This window comes from Paraburkholderia caffeinilytica (assembly GCF_003368325.1).
In the GTDB taxonomy this organism is placed as follows: domain Bacteria; phylum Pseudomonadota; class Gammaproteobacteria; order Burkholderiales; family Burkholderiaceae; genus Paraburkholderia; species Paraburkholderia caffeinilytica.
This window is the reverse complement of the sequence record NZ_CP031466.1, coordinates 538,555-557,078: the sequence shown is the minus strand read 5'-3', so window position 1 is coordinate 557,078 and position 18,524 is coordinate 538,555. Positions and strand designations below refer to the sequence as shown.

Below are 18,524 nucleotides of genomic sequence, written 5' to 3'. Positions count from 1 at the left end.
GAATGTCCGGCTAGCCGGTTGCACCCGTCTGCGCGCCGCCGCGCTGCAGGAAATCGAAGTCGCAGCCTTTGTTCGCCTGCTGCACGTGCGCCTGGTGCAAGGCCCCGTAGCCGCGCGTAAACCGCGGCTCGGGCCTGACCCAGGCGGCCTTGCGGCGCGCCAGCTCTTCCGCCGGTACGAGCATGTTGAGGTTACGCCGCGGCACGTCCAGTTCGATCAGATCGCCGCTTTGCACCAGCGCAAGCGGACCGCCCACAAACGACTCCGGCGCAACGTGCAATACGCACGCGCCGTAGCTCGTCCCGCTCATCCGCGCGTCCGAGATGCGCGCCATATCGCGCACGCCCTTTTGCAGCAGCTTCCGCGGGATCGGTAGCTGGCCCCACTCGGGCATGCCTGGCGCACCCACCGGCCCCGCATGCTGCAGCACGATCACGCAGGTCTCGTCGACGTCGAGCGCTTCGTCGTCGATGCGCGCGGTCATGTCGTCGTAGTCCTTGAACACCACCGCGCGGCCGGTATGCACGAGCAACCGCGGCTCGGCGGCGCCGGGTTTGATCACGGCGCCGTCGGGCGCGAGATTGCCGCGCAGCACCGCGAGGCCGTTGTTGGGCAGAAGCGGCGCGCTGCGCCGGCGGATCACCTCGTCGTTGAAAATCGTCGCGCCTTCGAGGTTCTCGCCGAGCGTGCGGCCGTTCACGGTTTTCTGCGAGCGGTCGATCAGGTCGCCCAGTTCGGCGAGCATGGCCGGCAACCCGCCCGCGTAGAAAAAATCCTCCATCAGATACGCACCGGTCGGACGAACGTTCGCCAGCACCGGCGTGCGACGCGAAATTTCGTCATAGCGGTCGAGCGTCAATTCGACGCCCGCGCGGCGCGCGAGCGCAATCATGTGCACGATCGCATTGGTCGAACCAGAGAGCGCGAGGCAGGTGGTCACGGCGTTGTCGATCGAGCCGGCGGTGATCAGGTCGGATGGCTTCAGATCCTCCCACACCATCTCGACGATACGCATGCCGGTCTTCGCCGCCATCTGCGCGTGCCGCGAATCCACCGCGGGAATGGAGGCGAAACCTGGCAACGTAAAGCCGAGCGCTTCGGCCGCGCTCGTCATGGTCGACGCAGTGCCCATCGTCATGCAGTGTCCCGGCGAGCGCGCGATACCGCCCTCCACACCTTGCCAGTCTTCTTCCGTGATGGTCCCCGCTCGCAACTCGGCCCAGTACCTCCAGACGTCCGAACCGGAGCCGAGCGTGACGCCGTTCCAGTTGCCGCGCAGCATCGGCCCAGCGGGCAGAAAGATCGCCGGCAGATCCATCGAGATCGCGCCCATCAGCAAGGCGGGCGTGGTCTTGTCGCATCCGCCCATCAGCACGACGCCGTCGGCGGGATACGAGCGCAGCGTCTCCTCGGCCTCCATCGCGAGGAAGTTGCGATAGAGCATCGTAGTGGGCTTCTGGAACGGCTCGGAGAGCGTCTGCACGGGCAGTTCGACCGGAAAGCCGCCTGCCTGCCAGATGCCGCGCTTCACTTCCTCGACGCGTTGCTTGAAATGCGTGTGGCAAGCGTTGATCTCGCTCCATGTGTTGAGGATCGCGATCACCGGTTTGCCCGCGTATTCCTCGCGGCTATAGCCCATCTGCGCGGTACGCGAGCGATGGCCGAACGAACGCAGATCGTTCACGCCGTACCAGCGGTGGCTACGCAGTTCTTCAGGGTTCTTTCTCTTCGTCAACGTCTGCTCCACGATGTCTTGCGCCGTTCGCCACTCTCCTCACAGCAATGGGGATTTCCTGCGAGGCGGGGGCCGTCCTGCGCGGCGTGCTGCCGCGATCCAACGCCTCAGCGCTCCCGCTCCTTCACGCGCGAAACGATCTGCGTAGGGCTGACGAATTGCAGCGCGATCAGCACCCAGATCAACGTGATCGCCATATAAATCATCGCCATCGCGTCGATCGATTGCGGCGCGCGCACGCCGGTTGAAAATACAGCGTAGTACAAGGCGACCACGAGCGTTTGCGTCGCGGGACCCGCCGTGAAGAACGTCAGTTCGAACAGGCCGATGGTGCGCACCAGCACGAGCAGCCCGGCCGCCAGCATGCCGGGCACCAGCAAGGGCAGCAGCACGTAGCGGAAATATCGAAACGTGTTCGCGCCGAAAATACGCGCCGCCGCTTCGAGATTGGGATCGATCTGCTCGATGAACGGCGTCATCACGAGGATCACGAACGGCAACGCCGGCACGAGATTCGCAAGAATCACGCCGCCCAGCGTGCCGGCGAGGCCAATCTTGTACATCGCGGTCGCCATCGGAATGCCGTAAGTCACGGGCGGCACCATCAGGGGCAACAGGAAAATCAGCATCGCCGTGCGCTTGCCGCGGAACTGCACGCGGGCGAGCGCATAGGCCGCGGGCACGCCGAGCACAACCGACAACATCACCACGGCGCCGACCACTTCAACGGTGACCCACAACACGCTCGCCAACTGGAAATCGCTCCACGCCTGCCCGTACCAATGCAGCGTAAAGCCTTGCGGCAACAAGGTGCCGAACCAGCGCGTCGCCACCGAATTCACCGCGACGGTCGCAATCAGCAACGCCACGTTGGCGAGAAAGAACACCATCGCGCCCCGTACCAGCACGTGCCAGATGCGGCCGGACACGCTGGCGCGCTGTTTCACGCGCTTGCCGGGTTGCCCGGCGCCGTCGTTGTTTTCCTTTGACGCGGACACGGACGCGGACCACGATGGATGCGCGGCATGGCGATCGCTAGCCATCAGCCTTTGCCTCCCGTCGTCGGACCGCTGTAGAAGAAACGGCGCGCGCCCAGCATCGCGGCGACCACCAGCAGTTGCACGAAGCCCATCACCATCGCGATCGCCGAAGCCAGCGAATAGTCGTAGCTTTCGAACGCGGCCTCGGCTGCCGCAATCGACATCACGCGCGTCGGGCCCGCGGGCGCGCCGAGCAACACCGCCGATGGAAACACCGAGAACGCCTGCACGAACGATAAACAGGCGGCCATCGTCAAACCCGGCACCAGCAGCGGCAAATAGATGCGGCGGAATTGCTGCCATGGACTCGCGCCGAGCGTGGCGGCAGCGCTCGCGAGCGTCGGATCGATGCCGGTCACGTAGGACAGGGTCAGCAGAAACGCGAACGGAAAACCCGACACGATCAGCGAGATCAGCACGCCCCAGAAGTTATGCGTCAGACGCACTTCACGGGTGTAGAGATGCAATCCGTGCAACGCCTGCGGAAACCAGCCGTTCGGTCCGAAGTACGTGAGCATGCCGTCGGCGATCAGCACGGTGCCGAGCGTGACGGGAATCACCAGCAGCGTCGTGACGAGTTTCTGATAGGGCGAATGGCGGCGCAGCGCGAACGCCACCGGAACCGACACGCCCACATTGATCAGCGTCGCCGGCACGGCGAGCTTGAGCGTGACGAGAATGGTCGGCCACATCGACGTGTCGGTGAAGAACGTCAGATAGTTGGCCCACAGGCCGCCACCGTTCATCGGCCGGAACGACAGCACCAAACCATACGCAAACGGATAGATGAACAACGCGACGATGAAGATCAAGGCCGGCGCGACCAGCCACGCTTTGGCGTCGCGCGGTGCAAGGGGTGCGCGTGGCGGCGACAGCGTGGGCGTGTTCATGCAGCCTCTCCGTCGTACACGAGCGTGCTTGACGGCGGCACGCGCAGGCTGATGCGTTCGCCCTCTACGAATTCGCCCGCGATGCGCGCCCACAAGTCGCCGAACGCGGTCTTCACCCACAGTAGCGAATCGTGCCCGCCGTATTCCACGGTGGTCACCAACGCGTCGAAGGCGTTCTCCGCGCCAGGCGTTGCGCGCTCCATATCCTCGGGGCGCAACGCGACGCTCACGCGTTGGCTGTTGAAACCGGCCATCGGCGTGCCGCTCAGACGCACGCCGTTCGCGCTCACCGCGACCCGATCGCCTTGCGTGCCGTCGAGCGTGAATTCGGCTACGTTTCGATAACCCATGAAACGCGCGACATGCAAATTTTGTGGCCGCGTGTAGACCTCTTTCGGCGTGCCGACCTGCTGCACGACGCCCTCTTTCATCACGACGATGCGATCGGCCATGGACAGCGCTTCGTCCTGATCGTGCGTCACGTAGAGCGTCGCGCGTTCGAGCTGGCTATGGATGCGGCGAATCTCGGCACGCATTTCGATGCGCAGTTTCGTATCGAGATTGGACAGCGGTTCGTCCATCAGAATCAGTGGCGGCTCGATCACGATCGCCCGCGCAATCGCCACGCGCTGCTGCTGACCGCCCGACAGTTGTCCGGGCAGCTTGCGCTCGTGACCGACCAGTTGCACGAGCTGCAATGCTTCACGCGCACGGCGCACGGCCTCGCTCTTACCGACGCCACGCATCTTCAATCCGAAGCCGACGTTGTCGAGCACGCTCATATGCGGAAACAGCGCGTAGTTCTGGAACACCATGCCGAAGCCGCGCTTTTCCGGCGGCAGCACGTCGATGCGTTTATCGTCGAGCCAGATGCCGCCGCCGCTCAACGGTTGCAACCCGGCGATGCAATTGAGCGCCGTCGATTTGCCGCAACCCGAAGGTCCGAGCAGCGCAACAAACTCGCCGCGCTGGATATTCAGATCGAGCCCTTGCAATGCCGCGACCGCCTGGCCCTCCGCGTTCGTGAAACTGCGGCTGACCGAATCGAGCCGTAACTGCTCAAAGTGGTGCTTCATGGCGGTTTCCTGATACGCGTGGCACGCGTGACACGCGTATCGCGAAAGCTGAATCGAACAGACGCGCGTGACGCTTCATCGCGATTTCCTGCGTGCATGACACGCGAATGTCAGTGGACCGAACGAACGCGCGCTCGAATTCGTTCTGCGGCTATTTGGTCTTCTGCGCACCTACATCGCTGTCCCACTTCTTGAAGGCCGCAACCATCGCGGTCGCATTCAGCGGCAAGACATGCGGACGCTCGGTCAGCAGCTTCGCGTACTCCGGCCGGCCGTATTTCTTCAACACATCCTGGCTGTGCTCGGGCGCCTGCTCGACGCTTATGCCCTTGATCGCCGGCCCGGGATAGAAATAACCGTCGTCATAGGTCAATGCCTGCTGCGCCGGATCGAGCATGAAATTCATCAGCTTGTAGAGCACGTCGAGTTTTTCCTTAGGCACGCCCTTCGGAATCACCATGTAGTGCGCGTCGTTCACCCACGTCATGTTGTCGAATGCCTGCACGCGGAATTCCGCCGGCACGATGCCGAGCGCGCGTGGGTTGATGTCCCAGCCGGTCACCGTCACGGTCATGTCGCGTGTGCCCTCGCCGAGTTCCTTCATCACCGCCGAGGTGCCGCCGGGATAGTAAGGAATGCAATCGTTCAGCTGCTTGAGAAAGGCCCACGTCTTGTCCCAGCCGTGAATCGGGTCCTGCGGGTCCTTGTCACCGAGTATGTAAGGCAAACCCATCAGGAACGTGCGGCCCGGACCGGAGTTCGCCGGCCGCGCGTAGATCAGCTTGTCCGGATGCGCCTTGCACCATTGCAGGAGTTGCTCAGGCGTTTTGGGCGGATCGCTGACTTTCGCGGGGTTGTATTCGAGCAACGGCCCAGCCGGCATATACGCGACTTCGAGGCCGAAGCCTTGCGCGAGGTCCTGCATCTTGCGCGGACCGGGCGCGTATTTGTCGAGCACGCCGGGAAAAGCCGCCGCATTGTCCGGCAATAGCTTCATCCAGAGATTCTGCTCGATGCCGGCGGCCAGCGCGTCGGTGCCGGTCAGGACGAGATCGATATCGGAGCGGCCCGCGGCCTGCATCGCCTTGATCTTGCCGGGCAACTGCGGCGCGGGCGCATTGGTGAACGTGAGATTGGCGACGAGATTCGGATACTTCGCCTTGAAGGCCTCGAAACCCTTCTGCGTGAGTTGAAGATCGCCGGCCACGTCGACGATATTGAGGGTTACCGGATCGGCCGCATGCGCGGTGGATCCCCATGCGGCGCTTGCCACGAGACATACGGACACCAGCCTGAGCGCCAACCTGCCTGAAACAGTCATTGCGTCTCCTCGCTTCTTGGTATGGAAGTCCGCCGGCCAGATGCGCTGCTGGCGGTGTCTCTCTACCAATGGAACATAGCGAAGCGGAACTGCCGATGTCAAGCAAATGCTCGCTACGACGCTTTGCTCGAAAAATCGGCCATTCTGGCGGGGAATCCTTATAGTTCAACGGCTTGCACGTGTCATCCAAGGGCAAACCCGAAGTTGGCGCACAAGTGGAGCAGCAGGTTGTCAGGCAACCTGCGCTTGCAGTGCGAATTCAGGCTGCGCGCACGTCCCACGCACTCACCCGCCCTGAACGCCCTGCGTATTCACATACAGCGAATACAACCCGTGGCTTGCCGCCATGAACAAGCGGTTGCGATGCCGTCCGCCGAAGCACACGTTCGCGCAACGCTCAGGCAACGCGATATGGCCGATCGGCTCGCCTTGCGGCGTGAAGACGCGCACGCCGTCGAGTTCGTCGGTACCCATGCCCCAGCCGCACCAGAGATTGCCGTGCGTGTCGACGCGAAAGCCGTCCGGCGTGCCCGGGCCGGCGTCGATCAGCACGCGGTTGTTCGACAGCGCGGCGCGCTCGCCGCTGCCGTCGACATCGAACGCGCGAATCTTGCGCGGCTCGCCACGCGATTCGACGATGTACAGCACCGACTCGTCCGGCGAAAACGCGAGGCCGTTCGGGCCCAGCACGTCGTCGGCGACCATTGTCACCTCGCCGGATTGGCCGTCGATGCGGTACACGCACGCCGGCAATTCCGACTCCTGCCGCTCGCCCTCGTAAAAGCTGTCGATGCCGAAGGTCGGATCGCTGAACCAGATCGAGCCGTCCGACTTCACAACCACATCGTTCGGCGAATTGAAGCGCTTGCCGCGATAACGGTCGGCAAGCACGGTTGTCGAGCCGTCATACTCGGTTCGCGTGACGCGCCGAGTCAGGTGCTCGCAGGTGACGAGGCGGCCCTGGCGGTCACGCGTGTGGCCGTTCGCATTGTTCGACGACTGCCGAAACGTGCTCACCGCGCCGCTGGTTTCGTCCCAGCGCAGGATGCGGTCGTTGGGAATGTCGCTCCACAGCAGATAGCGGCCGTCGCCGAACCAGACTGGTCCCTCCGACCAGCGCGTGCCCTGATACAGACACTCGACTGAAGCGGAGGCCAGGATCAGCGACTTGAAGCGCGGATCGAGCACGCGAATGGAAGGATCGGGATAGCGTCGGCTGGTGTCGGTCATGCGTAGGTTCTGGACGATGAAAGTTGGGGGGAAAGCGAATCGAAGCGCGTTGTACCTTGCATGCCGGCGCGCGGCGCAGGCGCCCGCAATCGAAGCTAGGGCGACACAGACCCCTGCGCGAACTGACGCTCCAATGCGAGCAGGATCTGCGTCGCATGATCGATCTTCGCATGATGTTCGGGCGGCGTCGAACTGAGCAGCGGCAGGATCGGCCCCATGTCGGCAATCCAGGTTAGCATCGGGTTTACCATGTTGTCAAACAACTTGAGCATGAGCGACACCTGTCAACCTCGAACCGAAGCCGGGGGTGAAGCAGGTGAACTTCGCCAAGCCAGCGCATCGCTTTTATATGACAATAGCGCGGCGGGCCGGCGTGGTTGAATGGCGGTGGGTGAAACGGAAACGGCAGATCCGGAAATCGGTATCGTTTTTCCCGGAATTTCGCCTAAACGTCATTCGGACTGGTTTGACAATAATGCCGCCAATCAAAAGCATCCAAAGCGCGCCTACGAGAAAATTACCCACTTTAGCAACCCGTGAATGTTAATCAGGTTGAACAAATCCGATATAAGGAGTAATTGGTTCGTAGGGTTGCAGAACCAGCGCTGATGCCGTTTGTTTAGAAATCGCTCTCGGCTCGCTAAATAATTTTTAGTGATAGATTGCGAAGATAAAACAGCCGGGCGGATCGCCGTGCCGCAATTAACCGCAACGGGACGTTTGCGAGTCTGAGAGAACTAAATTGTCGCTACACTTTATCGAGGAAATGGCACCGCTACTGAACGCCGCAGATGAAGCGGAATGGTTCGGCGCGATCGCGGGCCTTGCCGAAACGTGGGGCTTCGACAGGCTTTTGATCGCCATGCTGCCGCGCCCGACGATTCGCCTTGAAGACGCTTATGTGCGGAGCACCTATGCGCCGGCGTGGCGGCGCACCTACGACGAGCAGGGGCTCGTCCATATCGATCCGACAGTCTCGCATTGCGCGACGCATGCCACGCCGCTGATCTGGTCGCCGGACATTTTTAAGACCGCGCAGCAGCAGTCGATGTACGAGGAAGCCCGCGCATACGGCCTGCGCTCCGGTGTGACGTTGCCGATTCACGGGCCGAACCAGGAAGCCGGCATGATGTGCTTCGTCAACGACAGCAATCCGAGCGACGCATTCTGGCGTCACGTCAACGTTGCGCTGCCGAATCTGGTGTTATTGCGCGATCTGGTGATCGATACCAGCCAGCGCCATTTGAATACGCATACCCAGACTTTATTGCCCAAGCTCACGCCGCGCGAACGCGAGTGTCTGAAATGGACCGCGCGCGGCAAATCCACCTGGGAAATCTCCCATATCCTGAACTGCTCGGAAGCCGTGGTGAACTTCCACATGAAGAACATCAGGACGAAATTCGGTATGAACTCGCGGCGCGCGGCGGCCGTGATCGCCGCGCAGTTGGGGCTTATTGACCCGGGTTGAGCAAGGCTGCGGCGTCGCGGCTGTACAGGACGCGCTCGGCACGGCCCAGGTCGGCGTCCGAAACGGTTTTGGTGAAGTAGAGGCCCAGCAGGATCGACACCGGTGCCGGAATTTCGGCGCCCGATTCGAACCGGCTGCCACGCGACTGCGTGACGCCGAAGCGCGCCCAGAAACGGCGCTGGCTTTCCTTCTTCTTCTTGCGGTAGGCAATGATCAGAACGCGATCCACCGCCGATGACGGCTCTGCCGCGCGGGTTTGGACCAAGGGTTGCGGTTGCCAGTGGTTCTCGATAAGTTCCATTTTTGTGTCCCGTCGGTTGAGGGCTGAGGCTTATCTCGAATTCTGCGTTATCCGATAAGCATGCACACCTATCCAGGTAGGTAGGTGGCAGAACGATTCAAAATGCATAAGTTTTCTTGCGTATTGGGTACCCCAACACGTTCAGGAGAACGTCATGCAAACAGCAATTCGGATTGGAATGCGGCAGGAATTTGACAACGCGGACATCAACGAGATGTACCGATTAAGGGCGCGGGTGTTTCACGGGCGGCTCGGATGGGACATCCCGACCATAGCAGGCATGGAGATCGACGGCTACGACGCCCTCGGGCCGCACTACATGCTGATCCAGGGCGACGATCGGCACGTGCGCGGCTGTTGGCGCCTGATGCCGACGGAGGGGCCGAACATGCTGAAGGACACCTTCCCGCAATTGCTGCATGGCGCGGATGCGCCGGTCGGGCGGCATATCTGGGAACTGAGCCGGTTTGCCATCGAAACCGGCGGTGAGGAGCAGTCCTTCGGCTTTGCCGACCTGACGATGCAGGCGATTCACGAGCTCGTGACGTTCGCCGACCGGATGGGCATCACGCGTTACGTCACGGTGACCACCACGCCGATCGAGCGGCTGCTGCGCAAGACCGGGATCGAGATCAGCCGGCTCGGGTCACCTCTGCAAATCGGCGTGGAACGCGCCGTGGCGCTGGATATCGCGGTCAGTCCGAAGACCCGCACCGCACTGTTCGGGCCGATAGCCGCCGCCGCCTGACACCCGGATACGGCTGGGGCCGCAGTTGCGGTGGACCGGCTGCAGTGGTCCGGTTGCAGTGTCAGGTCTAAGCGATCCAGTTGCGACGATCCGGTTGCGGACGATCCCGTCGCGACGGGCCAATTGCAGCCGTGCGATTGCGGCGGACCGGCAGCCCGGTTACCTGGTATTTGCGACCCGCGGGGGAGACACGCGGGAAATCAGGAACCGAACATCCGTTCGAGCGCGTTCTCGAGATGCACGCGCATCGCCTTCCCCGCTGCGGGGCCGTCCTTGCGGCGGATCGCGTCGAGCACGGCCCTATGTTCGGCCTGCACGAGCCGCTGCCGCTCCACTGTCTTCACGAGCGACAGATTGCGCGACAGATTCATGCTGAACAGAATCTGCTCCTCGATAAAAGACATGACCGTGATGAAAAACGGGTTTTTCGAGGCGCGCGCTACCGCCAGATGGAACAGGAAATCGTCCTGGGCGCCAATACCCCGGGTTTCGATGATGCGTTCCAGCTGGTCCCACGCATGCTGGATCGCGGCGATGTCGTCGGCGTCGGCCTTGAGCGCCGCCTGTTCGGCTGCGCCCGCTTCGGTCACGATGCGAAATTCATAACAGCGGCGGATGTCGGACAGCGTTTCGAGCGGCGCAAACCGGCGCACATCCGGGTCCGGCCGCCGTGCGACCGTCGTGCCCGAACCATGCCGCGTCATGATGATCCCGTCCGCCCGCAAGCGCGCCAGGGCTTCGCGCACGGTCGGCCGTGACGTCGCAAAGTGTTCGGCCAGCGCATGCTCGGTGGGCAGCCGCTCGCCTTCCTTGTACTCGCCGTCAAGAATGCGATTGAGGATGTCGCCGTAGATCTTGTCGGGCAAGCCCGTCGTTTTGCGCTCGTTCATCCGCGGGGCCGAAGCAGCTTGTCTGAGTAGGTCCCGATTGTAAGGCAAACCTGGCCCTATCTTGATTCGACGCCTGTCCTCCGGCTTAACAGGAATGCCGCAAACGCCTACTACACGGCGCTTGCCGAGCCGAGCGCCGCTATCACAAAATTTGACAAGTGTTTGATTTACATCCTGTCGGGACGCATCTTTTTCAGCGATCATTTACGCTTGCACTGGTCATCAATCGTCAACGTGCCCGGCCGGACACAACGGCTGCGGCATCCGAATCCTTCTGACGTGGAGTCGATATGTACACACGCATCCTTGTCGCGGTCGACGGCAGCCACACCTCGCGCCGTGCATTCGAAGCGGCGCTCGCGCTCGCGAAATCCAGCGGCGCTGTCATGCAACCGCTCTACGTCGTCGAAAACACGCCGATGTATTTCGAAGCGCCCGGTTACGACCCGTCCAATCTGCGCAACCGCCTGGTCGAAGAGGGCAAGGAACTCTGCGCGGAATTCGCCCAGGCCATGGCAACGCAAGGCGTCAAGGGCGAGTCCATCGTGGATGAGGCCTCCTCGAACGACGACGTTTCGGTGGTCGTTCTAAAAGCGGCCGCCGACTTCAACGCCGATCTGCTGGTGATGGGCACGCATGGCCGGCGTGGTTTTCAGCGCCTGATTCTCGGCAGCGTCGCAGAGCGATGCGTACGTCAGGCGACCTTGCCGGTGCTGCTGATCCCGTCCGCGGCGGGCAAGATCAGTGAAGGCGCCTGAGCGCAGGATGACGCACATTGCAACTGCGTGTGCTTGCCACGTCGGGCAGCACGCGCAGGGCTTCATATCCAAAAAAACAGAGCAGAGCATGCTCTTCAGAATGCATAGCAGTCCATAACCACAAGCAGCAACGCGAGTGTGACTTCGCTCAAGACGCCCAACTGCGCGAACGCGTCATTTTGTCGCTAAACGGGGGGCATGTGGGGTGGGACAATCAGTCGTTACCCTGACAAATGGCTGCAGAACATGCTTACTCCTACCGCTGTGACTCGCACCGCCGGCGCCGCCGATTCCACCATGACTTCGTCGCCGGCCCGTGGCAGCCGCCGGGCCGCACCGGCCAAGACACCCGCTCGCACCGCCGCTCGTTGTTCGAGCTGTTCGATGCGGGCGCTCTGCATGCCACAAGGTTTGTCGCCTATCGAACTGACGAAACTCGAAGCGCTCATTTGCAGCGCGCGCTCAGTGCAACGCGGCGAAGCGCTGTATCGCAGCGGCGACCGCTTCGACAATATTTACGCGGTGCGCTCCGGCTCCATGAAAACCGTCATGGCGCACCGTGACGGCCGCGAGCAGGTCACCGGCTTGCGCCTTGCCGGCGAAGCGCTCGGTCTCGACGGCATCGGCGAAGACGTGCATGCATGCAGCGCCGTTGCCCTTGAAGACAGCACCGTTTGCATCGTTCCCTACCCCGCCCTCAAATCCTTGTGCCGCGAAATCGGTTCGATGCAGGACCGCCTGCACAAACTGCTAGGCGAACAGATCGTCCGCGAAGCGGGGCAGATGATGGTGCTCGGCTCGCTTTCAGCGGACGAACGCGTCGCGGCATTTCTGCTCGACGTATCGGAGCGCAACGCGCGACGCGGCTATTCGTCGGCGGAATTCAATTTGCGCATGACGCGTGAGGACATGGGCAGCTACCTCGGCATGACGTTGGAAACGGTGAGCCGCACCCTGTCAAGATTTCAAAAGCGCGGCCTCGTCGACACACAAGGCAAACACATCCGGATCGTCGATCTGGAAGGCTTGCAGAAGGTGTAAGCCATACGCGCAGGACCTGGCCCGCCTCGCCACGTCCCCGCCTATCCGTCTTTTAGCGCGCATTCGTCTTGGCATGGCTCCTGCGAGCGGGTACAGTCTTTAGTCCGTCCCCCGCAAGGAGACCTGGCGAAATGAATCGCGACCCCGCCCCGCATCACCCGCTCGTCCAGCGTCTGATCGACGCGCGTCAGATTACCGACGCACTGTTTTCCATCGTCAAACCCGAATTTCTGTACGAACGGCCGATCCGTGAGCGCCACCGGATCGTGTTTTACGTCGGCCATCTGGAAGCTTTCGATCGTAATCTTTTCGATCAGCGCCTGTGCGATCTGCCGGCGTTCGACTCGCACCTCGATCAGCTGTTCGCCTTCGGTATCGATCCTGTCGACGGCGGCTTTCCGACCGATCAACCCGGTGACTGGCCCTCGCTCGAGGCTGTGCGCGCCTATGGGTTGCGCGCCCGCGAGCAGATCGACCGCGAACTCGATGCGCTCTCCGCACGCGTCGGCCGCAAGGGCGCCGACGCCGACGCGGCCGAGCAGTTGCTGAACGTCGCGATCGAGCATCGGCTGATGCATGCTGAAACGCTCGCGTACATGCTGCATCAGCTACCGCTTGCGCAGAAGGTCACCGGGTTGCGGCAGCCGGTGCTCACGCACCCTGAACCGCGCCAGGCGTTGTCGTCGATGGTCAGCGTGCCGGCCGGCGCAACGGTGCTCGGCATGTCGCGCGACAGCGGCCATTTCGGCTGGGACAACGAGTTCGGCGAAATGCACGTCGAGGTGCCGGCGTTCGAGATCGACCGCCATATGGTGACGAACGGCGCGTTTCGGGAGTTTATCGAGGCGGGCGGTTATCGCGAACCGGCGTGGTGGGCGGACAAGGATTGGGCCTGGAAGGAAGCCGAGCATATCGAGCACCCCGCCTGCTGGTCGCAGCAAACCGGAGGCGATCGAGGCAGCGCCTGGATGTTGCGCACGATGTTCGACGACGTGCCGCTGCCGCTCGACTGGCCGGCGTACGTGAGTCACGCCGAAGCCAGCGCGTACGCCCGCTGGGCCGGCAAGACGTTACCCAGCGAAGCGCAATGGCAGCGCGCGGCTCACGGCGCACCGCATGCCGCCTCGGGAAATTTCGATTTTCGCAACTGGGACCCGCAACCGGTGGACGCCTATCCGGACAACGTCAGCGCGTTCGGCGTGGAAGGTCAATTCGGCAACGGCTGGGAATGGACCTCCACCGTGTTCGACGCACTGCCGGGGTTTGAAGCGTTTCCGTTTTATCCGGGCTACTCCGCCAACTTTTTCGACGGGCAGCATTACGTGATCAAAGGCGGTTCGGCGCGCACCGCGAAATGCATGTTGCGGCCGGCTTTCCGGAACTGGTTTCAGCCGCATTACCAATACGTGTATGCGGGCTTTCGGTGCGTAAGCGTACCGAATAATCAGCCATAGCCTGACGGCCTGAAATGCGTCGAATATCGCCGTGCCGAAATCAGTGCGCGACGCCGAAAAATGCTTCCGCGCCTTCGGCCGGCGTGAGTCCCACTCTGAAGTAGCCCTCAAGGCGTTCAGCCGTCACGTCGTTCAGGATGAACGGCGGGCTGAGAAAACCGACCGAAACAGCATGGTCGTACCATGCCAGCATCCATGCACGCAGACCTGATTCGTCCTGCGGAAATCCGCTCGACAGGTTTTCAGCCATGCGCTGCCTCCTTCGCCATTGTCTCGCCGTTCTGCGGCAACACGGCGGCGCTCATCGAAGGACGAGCGTCTCCGGGCGGAAACACATGCCACATTCCATCGCTGTGGCGAAAGAAAAACAGGGCGAGTGAACCGGCCGGCCGTTGCACCTCGAGGCACACACGACGAGTCCGGCCGGATCGCGAACGATGTATCGACAGCACGCGGACCGACTGGCGGCATTCCGTGCCCAGCAGCTTTCCAACCAGCCCACGCAACGATTTTTCAGCCACGATGTCTGCACTCCATGATGCAAGTGAAGCCATCGTAAGGTGCCGGAAGCGGCGGTTCCGTCGGGAGCAACGGATTGTTCGCTAAGGAACAGCTGATTCGTATGTCAGGATTCCCCTAATCCGACCGCTACACTGATCAATACAGCGTCGGTTATTCGGCGGCAACACCCTATCTAAACGTATCGACACCCAGTTCAGACTGCCGTTGCGCCGAGTCAGCAGAGAAAACGCAGGCAGCGCATAAGGATTTCCTGACATCAAGTTCAGCATTGACCGGCCTCTCTTTCTTCATGTCCTGACAGCGCCGCGATAACTGTCCGCATAGGATGAAGATACATCAATCGTCCTGTTGCTGAGCGTGGTCATGGTTCCGTATTTGTCTGAGCGAGAAAACGAGGTTGAGCATATCAACGCGAAGTGCATGCAGCTATTCGATGTGTGGTGCGAAAGCAGAAGCGTCGTGCCGCTGACGTATTTGCTAAAAGGCTGGCCGCTGACGAACAGCGATCCGGAAGCCATCCGGCGCCTCGGCAATGCACTACGCGACCTCAGACGGCATCATCTGCTGGACGCCAACAGTGCGTCATTTCAGGAGCTCTGCGAGTTATCGGATTGCGTCGAAGATCTCCTTGTCCAGTCGTCCACGGCAACGCGGGCGATGAGCAACGGGTAGCGTGAACGGGGATATTGAACCCGCGTAACGCAACTGGTATGGGGGAAACAGCGTGCATTTCAACGAAATCAGTAACGAAGAGTGGCTTCTGCTGGCGCCCGTTCTGTCGGATGACGCCATCGTCCATGGGCAGCGCGGCCGGCCTCGCGCACAAGTTCGTCTCGTGGCGAATGCCGTGCTGTGGGTCCTGGTGACCGGCGAACCCTGGTCCAGGTTGCCCGCCATCTATCCCTCGGTGCCGACGTGCCGGTCGCGGTTCGAAAAGTGGCGTTCGACCGGCGCTCTTGCGGAAATGCACAGGCTTCTTTCGAACGGCGGCCGCACGTTCCGTTGCGGTCCGGATGGCCTGTTGAAACCGCAACATGCCCAACCGCGCTCCGTTGAGCGTCAATCCAAGGATGAAGGCCTTCGCAAGGTGTACTGGACAAGTCAGGCGTCCTGGCAAACACCGCATGCCACGCGCCAGCCGTCCCATACCGCGGATACGTTCACGCAAGTCGCACGGCAGCTCCAGGATTCTTCGCATGCTGTGCCCGATCGCCTCGAACCCCGCGCCCCGATGACACTCCCTCAATCCATCCATCGGCCTGCCTCGCCGTGGATGGGCCTCGCCTCGCAAGGCAAACGTGATTCCGACCCGCGTGGCTACGTCATGTACGTGGCCGCCGATCGGGTGGCGAACGCCCGGTTCCGTGGCTGGGCCGAGATCGTGCGGAACGCACAGCGAGTCGCCCGTTCCGGGTTAATCGGTCCGAGCTTCACGAGCTTCGAGGCCGCACAGCAGTACGCGCTCGAATGGGCCCGGCGGTGGATCGACGAGGAAAGCGGTGTCGATAAAGACGAGGGTAACGCCGCGAAGTGCGATCCGTGGCAACGGAAAGTCCGGTCCGGGTGAGCCATGCATCGGGCGTGTGCCCGTGAGGTTTGCGCGGGCACCGCGGGGCAACATCCAATGGATTGCTTACCTCAGCGACCCACGCCCGTCACCAGTTGCAGCGGCGTTTCAATGAACCGCGACAAGTCGCTCTGCTTTCTGCGTTCAGTGACGGCCTTCAACGCCACGTCGACGCCGAACACAGCTTGCCGATCGGCAAACTGATTCATCGTCGCGAGCACCCGGCCGTCGGCGAGCAAGGGCTTGATCGCGTCGCTGTCGTTATACCCGGTGACATAGACCCCGCCGGTTCTCCCCGCATCGCGAACGGCATCCACCGCCCCCATCGCCATATTGTCGTTACCGCACATCAACGCACGGATCTGCGGATAGTCTCCCAACATCTTCGACGCGGCATCCCGTCCTTTCCCGTAGTCCCAGTCGGCGGCCTGTACGGCGACGATCTTCATGCCGGCCGCGCTCATTGCGTCCTTGCTGCCGGCCGTGCGTTGCTGCGCATTGCGGTCGGCGGAAATGCCTTCGATGATTCCGACCTGATCGCCGGCCTTGAGGCGTCCGGCAAGATAGTCGCCCACCTGCTTCGCGCCGTTGCGATTGTTCGGCCCGACGAAGGGCACGGAGATATGGGCGGCATCCTGAGACGCGTCATCGAGCGGGTTATCGATGGTGACCATGATGATGCCGGCCTTGATCCCTCGCGCCACAATCGCTGTCAGCGCCTTCGAGTCCGTCGGCGCGATGACGATCGCGTTCATCCTCGCCTTGATCAACTCGTCCACCATTCGGATCTGCGCGGCAGTGTCGCTCTCCGTTGCCGTACCGCGAATGGTCAGCCCGAACTGCGACGCAAAGTGCTGCTGATAGTTTTGCGCAGCGTTGGTCATGGCTACCGTGAACGGATCGGTCATCGACTTCAACACAAGGGCGATCTTCCGCTTGCCGCCCTGCATGGCATCGACACGAGCCCCGCCTGTCAGGCCTGCCGCAGCAAGCGTGCCGGCAACCAGCACGCGGCGGCGCATTCTCTGCGTCATCGATTTTCTCTCCTTGAACCACACGGACGAATGCTTGCTTCGCGTACACGCAGACGACGGATCAAACCGCCGCCACCGCCGTTGCGTCCCGATCGCCGGCACTCGTTAGCCGCTGCAAAACAGAAGCGATTTCGTCGAACAGCGGCCGGCTGCCGATATCCTCGCTCAGGCAAGTCTCTTTCAACGCTACGAGCTGCGCCGCTACGTCTGCATCCCGCCAGACGCATCGGTCGATCAACTCCTCGAGCAGACAACCATATGCCCTGACTTCCAGCCGCTGCATCGCAGAGCGCAAGTCCGGATCATCAATCGCATAGAAAGACGCCGCGCCAAAATCTCCCAGCAACGCGCGGCCCTGCCCGCAATGCAGAATATTGTGCGCATACAGATCGCCATGCATCACGCCTTGCCCATGCAGATGACACGCCGCCGACGCCATGCCGTATGCCATGCGTAGCACCGAGGCCGACTCGAAGCGCGTATCGGCGCCGTAGATGTCACGCGTGCATGACTCGAGGCTCGGTGGTCCGGCAAGGTTCGTGAATTGCGGGTCGATCAGTTCCATCACCAGGCCATGTGCGCCCGTCGGATGGTCTTTCACCTTGCCCACCACCGGAATCAGATTCGGATGATCGCCGGCACGAATGCAGGCCGCCATCTCGCAGTCCGGCAACCCATCGCTCGTGACCGCGCCCTTGAACAACTTGACGGCCACCGGTCTCTTCGCATCGCCATGACGGGCAAGAAGCGCCGCACGATAAATGACACCGGACGCGCCCTCGCCTAACTGCTGTTCGAGTTTCAACTCGTCCCATCGAATATCGGCAATTGGCGTATCGGTCAGCGCCGCCGTCTCCGCCGCTTCGCTGAACGGATTGCCGGCGAAAGCCAGCCAGGACAGCCGCGGCAGGCGCAGCAGCCACGCAGGCAGTCCGCTGAGTTGATTCGCCGCGAGACGCAGCAGTTCGAGCCGCGAGCACGCGGCCAGTTCTTCGGGCAGTGTGCGCAACCGGTTACCCGCAAGCATCAGCTTCTGAAGTTCCGTACAGGCGCCGATTTCCGGCGGCAGTGCCGCGATCTCGTTGTCCGTGAGGATCAGCCAGCGCAGCAGCGGCGGCAGCGATCGACCCGACACCTTGCGAATGCGATTCGCCTTGAAGCCGACCATGCTCAGTTGCGAACACTGCCCGAGGACTTCCGGCAATTCAGTGAAGGGATTGTCAGAGGCAAAGAGAATGCGCAGCTTGCCGAGCCGCGGCAAATCGTCAGGCAGCGTTGAGAGCGCATTGCCCGATAGGTCGAGAATTTCCAGCGTGTCGGCCAGATCGAAAATCTCACGTGGAAATTCGCTCAGCCCGCACGCCAGTTTGAGCCGGCGCGTACCCGCCAGTTGTCCGGCCCGCAGTTGTTCGAGGGTGGCTGTCACAGTCGTGGAGAAGAGTTCAG

At 62.0% G+C, this 18,524-nt stretch carries 20 protein-coding genes; 8 read left to right on the top strand and 12 right to left on the bottom strand.

From position 1 onward, the window contains the following. Nucleotides 1-10 precede the first annotated feature (10 nt). The 7 genes from araD to DSC91_RS02465 form a co-directional block, all read right to left on the bottom strand. Nucleotides 11-1,735, bottom strand: a complete 1,725-nt coding sequence (gene araD / locus DSC91_RS02495) for an L-arabinonate dehydratase (RefSeq protein ID WP_115779652.1) — start codon at nucleotides 1,733-1,735, stop codon at nucleotides 11-13. Nucleotides 1,736-1,842: 107 nt separating this feature from the next. Beyond that, entirely contained in the window at nucleotides 1,843-2,778 is a 936-nt protein-coding gene (locus DSC91_RS02490) for an ABC transporter permease (RefSeq protein WP_115776673.1), read from the bottom strand. Further along, on the bottom strand, nucleotides 2,778-3,665 hold the full coding sequence (locus DSC91_RS02485; protein ID WP_115776672.1) for an ABC transporter permease: 888 nt from the start codon (nucleotides 3,663-3,665) through the stop codon (nucleotides 2,778-2,780). The genes DSC91_RS02490 and DSC91_RS02485 overlap by 1 nt, the downstream gene beginning before the upstream one ends. Further along, complete coding sequence (locus DSC91_RS02480) at nucleotides 3,662-4,741, bottom strand: ABC transporter ATP-binding protein (protein ID WP_115776671.1); 1,080 nt, start codon at nucleotides 4,739-4,741, stop codon at nucleotides 3,662-3,664. Before DSC91_RS02480 ends, DSC91_RS02485 begins: the two co-directional genes overlap by 4 nt. A gap of 151 nt (nucleotides 4,742-4,892) precedes the next feature. Continuing rightward, entirely contained in the window at nucleotides 4,893-6,062 is a 1,170-nt protein-coding gene (locus DSC91_RS02475; RefSeq protein WP_115776670.1) for an extracellular solute-binding protein, read from the bottom strand. 285 nt (nucleotides 6,063-6,347) lie between these two features. Continuing rightward, nucleotides 6,348-7,292, bottom strand: coding sequence for an SMP-30/gluconolactonase/LRE family protein (locus tag DSC91_RS02470; protein ID WP_115776669.1), 945 nt, complete (start codon nucleotides 7,290-7,292; stop codon nucleotides 6,348-6,350). A 95-nt stretch (nucleotides 7,293-7,387) separates the two neighbouring features. After that, nucleotides 7,388-7,531: a hypothetical protein gene (locus DSC91_RS02465; protein ID WP_373291900.1), complete on the bottom strand. Its 144-nt coding sequence runs from the start codon at nucleotides 7,529-7,531 to the stop codon at nucleotides 7,388-7,390. A gap of 142 nt (nucleotides 7,532-7,673) precedes the next feature. Between DSC91_RS02465 and DSC91_RS37310 the strand changes: the two genes are divergently transcribed. Together DSC91_RS37310 and DSC91_RS02460 are read left to right on the top strand one after the other, a co-directional pair. Further along, complete coding sequence (locus tag DSC91_RS37310; protein ID WP_162831318.1) at nucleotides 7,674-7,832, top strand: hypothetical protein; 159 nt, start codon at nucleotides 7,674-7,676, stop codon at nucleotides 7,830-7,832. A 226-nt stretch (nucleotides 7,833-8,058) separates the two neighbouring features. After that, nucleotides 8,059-8,763, top strand: coding sequence for a helix-turn-helix transcriptional regulator (locus tag DSC91_RS02460; protein ID WP_115776668.1), 705 nt, complete (start codon nucleotides 8,059-8,061; stop codon nucleotides 8,761-8,763). On the opposite strand, the gene DSC91_RS02455 is transcribed toward DSC91_RS02460, so the two are convergent. After that, nucleotides 8,747-9,064 (bottom strand): helix-turn-helix domain-containing protein, encoded by a 318-nt coding sequence (locus DSC91_RS02455; protein ID WP_115776667.1) that lies wholly within the window; start codon nucleotides 9,062-9,064, stop codon nucleotides 8,747-8,749. The genes DSC91_RS02460 and DSC91_RS02455 overlap by 17 nt on opposite strands. 154 nt (nucleotides 9,065-9,218) lie before the next feature. On the opposite strand from DSC91_RS02455, the gene DSC91_RS02450 reads away from it, so the two are divergent. After that, nucleotides 9,219-9,812, top strand: coding sequence for an acyl-homoserine-lactone synthase (locus DSC91_RS02450; protein WP_115776666.1), 594 nt, complete (start codon nucleotides 9,219-9,221; stop codon nucleotides 9,810-9,812). Between the two features lie 200 nt (nucleotides 9,813-10,012). Here the strand turns inward: DSC91_RS02450 and DSC91_RS02445 are convergent, their stop codons facing one another. Then, entirely contained in the window at nucleotides 10,013-10,702 is a 690-nt protein-coding gene (locus DSC91_RS02445; protein WP_115776665.1) for a FadR/GntR family transcriptional regulator, read from the bottom strand. Between the two features lie 290 nt (nucleotides 10,703-10,992). Here DSC91_RS02445 and DSC91_RS02440 point away from each other — a divergent pair, with 290 nt between their 5' ends. The 3 genes from DSC91_RS02440 (at nucleotide 10,993) to DSC91_RS02430 (ending at nucleotide 13,955) form a co-directional block, all read left to right on the top strand. Beyond that, the gene (locus tag DSC91_RS02440; RefSeq protein WP_115776664.1) at nucleotides 10,993-11,460 is read left to right on the top strand and encodes a universal stress protein; all 468 of its coding nucleotides are present in this window, start codon (nucleotides 10,993-10,995) and stop codon (nucleotides 11,458-11,460) included. Nucleotides 11,461-11,757: 297 nt separating this feature from the next. Beyond that, nucleotides 11,758-12,501 (top strand): helix-turn-helix domain-containing protein, encoded by a 744-nt coding sequence (locus DSC91_RS02435; RefSeq protein WP_373291899.1) that lies wholly within the window; start codon nucleotides 11,758-11,760, stop codon nucleotides 12,499-12,501. Nucleotides 12,502-12,632: 131 nt separating this feature from the next. Continuing rightward, entirely contained in the window at nucleotides 12,633-13,955 is a 1,323-nt protein-coding gene (locus DSC91_RS02430; protein ID WP_115776662.1) for an SUMF1/EgtB/PvdO family nonheme iron enzyme, read from the top strand. 40 nt (nucleotides 13,956-13,995) lie between these two features. Here DSC91_RS02430 and DSC91_RS02425 read toward each other — a convergent pair whose 3' ends face one another. Further along, nucleotides 13,996-14,205, bottom strand: coding sequence for a hypothetical protein (locus tag DSC91_RS02425; RefSeq protein ID WP_115776661.1), 210 nt, complete (start codon nucleotides 14,203-14,205; stop codon nucleotides 13,996-13,998). A 692-nt stretch (nucleotides 14,206-14,897) separates the two neighbouring features. On the opposite strand from DSC91_RS02425, the gene DSC91_RS02415 reads away from it, so the two are divergent. Continuing rightward, on the top strand, nucleotides 14,898-15,149 hold the full coding sequence (locus DSC91_RS02415) for a hypothetical protein (protein WP_308422863.1): 252 nt from the start codon (nucleotides 14,898-14,900) through the stop codon (nucleotides 15,147-15,149). 52 nt (nucleotides 15,150-15,201) lie between these two features. Continuing rightward, a complete protein-coding gene (locus tag DSC91_RS02410) occupies nucleotides 15,202-16,044 on the top strand; it encodes a transposase (RefSeq protein WP_229758268.1) in 843 nt (280 codons plus the stop codon). A 71-nt stretch (nucleotides 16,045-16,115) separates the two neighbouring features. On the opposite strand, the gene DSC91_RS02405 is transcribed toward DSC91_RS02410, so the two are convergent. Together DSC91_RS02405 and DSC91_RS02400 are read right to left on the bottom strand one after the other, a co-directional pair. Further along, nucleotides 16,116-17,078, bottom strand: coding sequence for a substrate-binding domain-containing protein (locus DSC91_RS02405; protein WP_115776658.1), 963 nt, complete (start codon nucleotides 17,076-17,078; stop codon nucleotides 16,116-16,118). A gap of 61 nt (nucleotides 17,079-17,139) precedes the next feature. Beyond that, nucleotides 17,140-18,504, bottom strand: coding sequence for a leucine-rich repeat-containing protein kinase family protein (locus DSC91_RS02400; RefSeq protein ID WP_115776657.1), 1,365 nt, complete (start codon nucleotides 18,502-18,504; stop codon nucleotides 17,140-17,142). Nucleotides 18,505-18,524 lie beyond the last annotated feature (20 nt).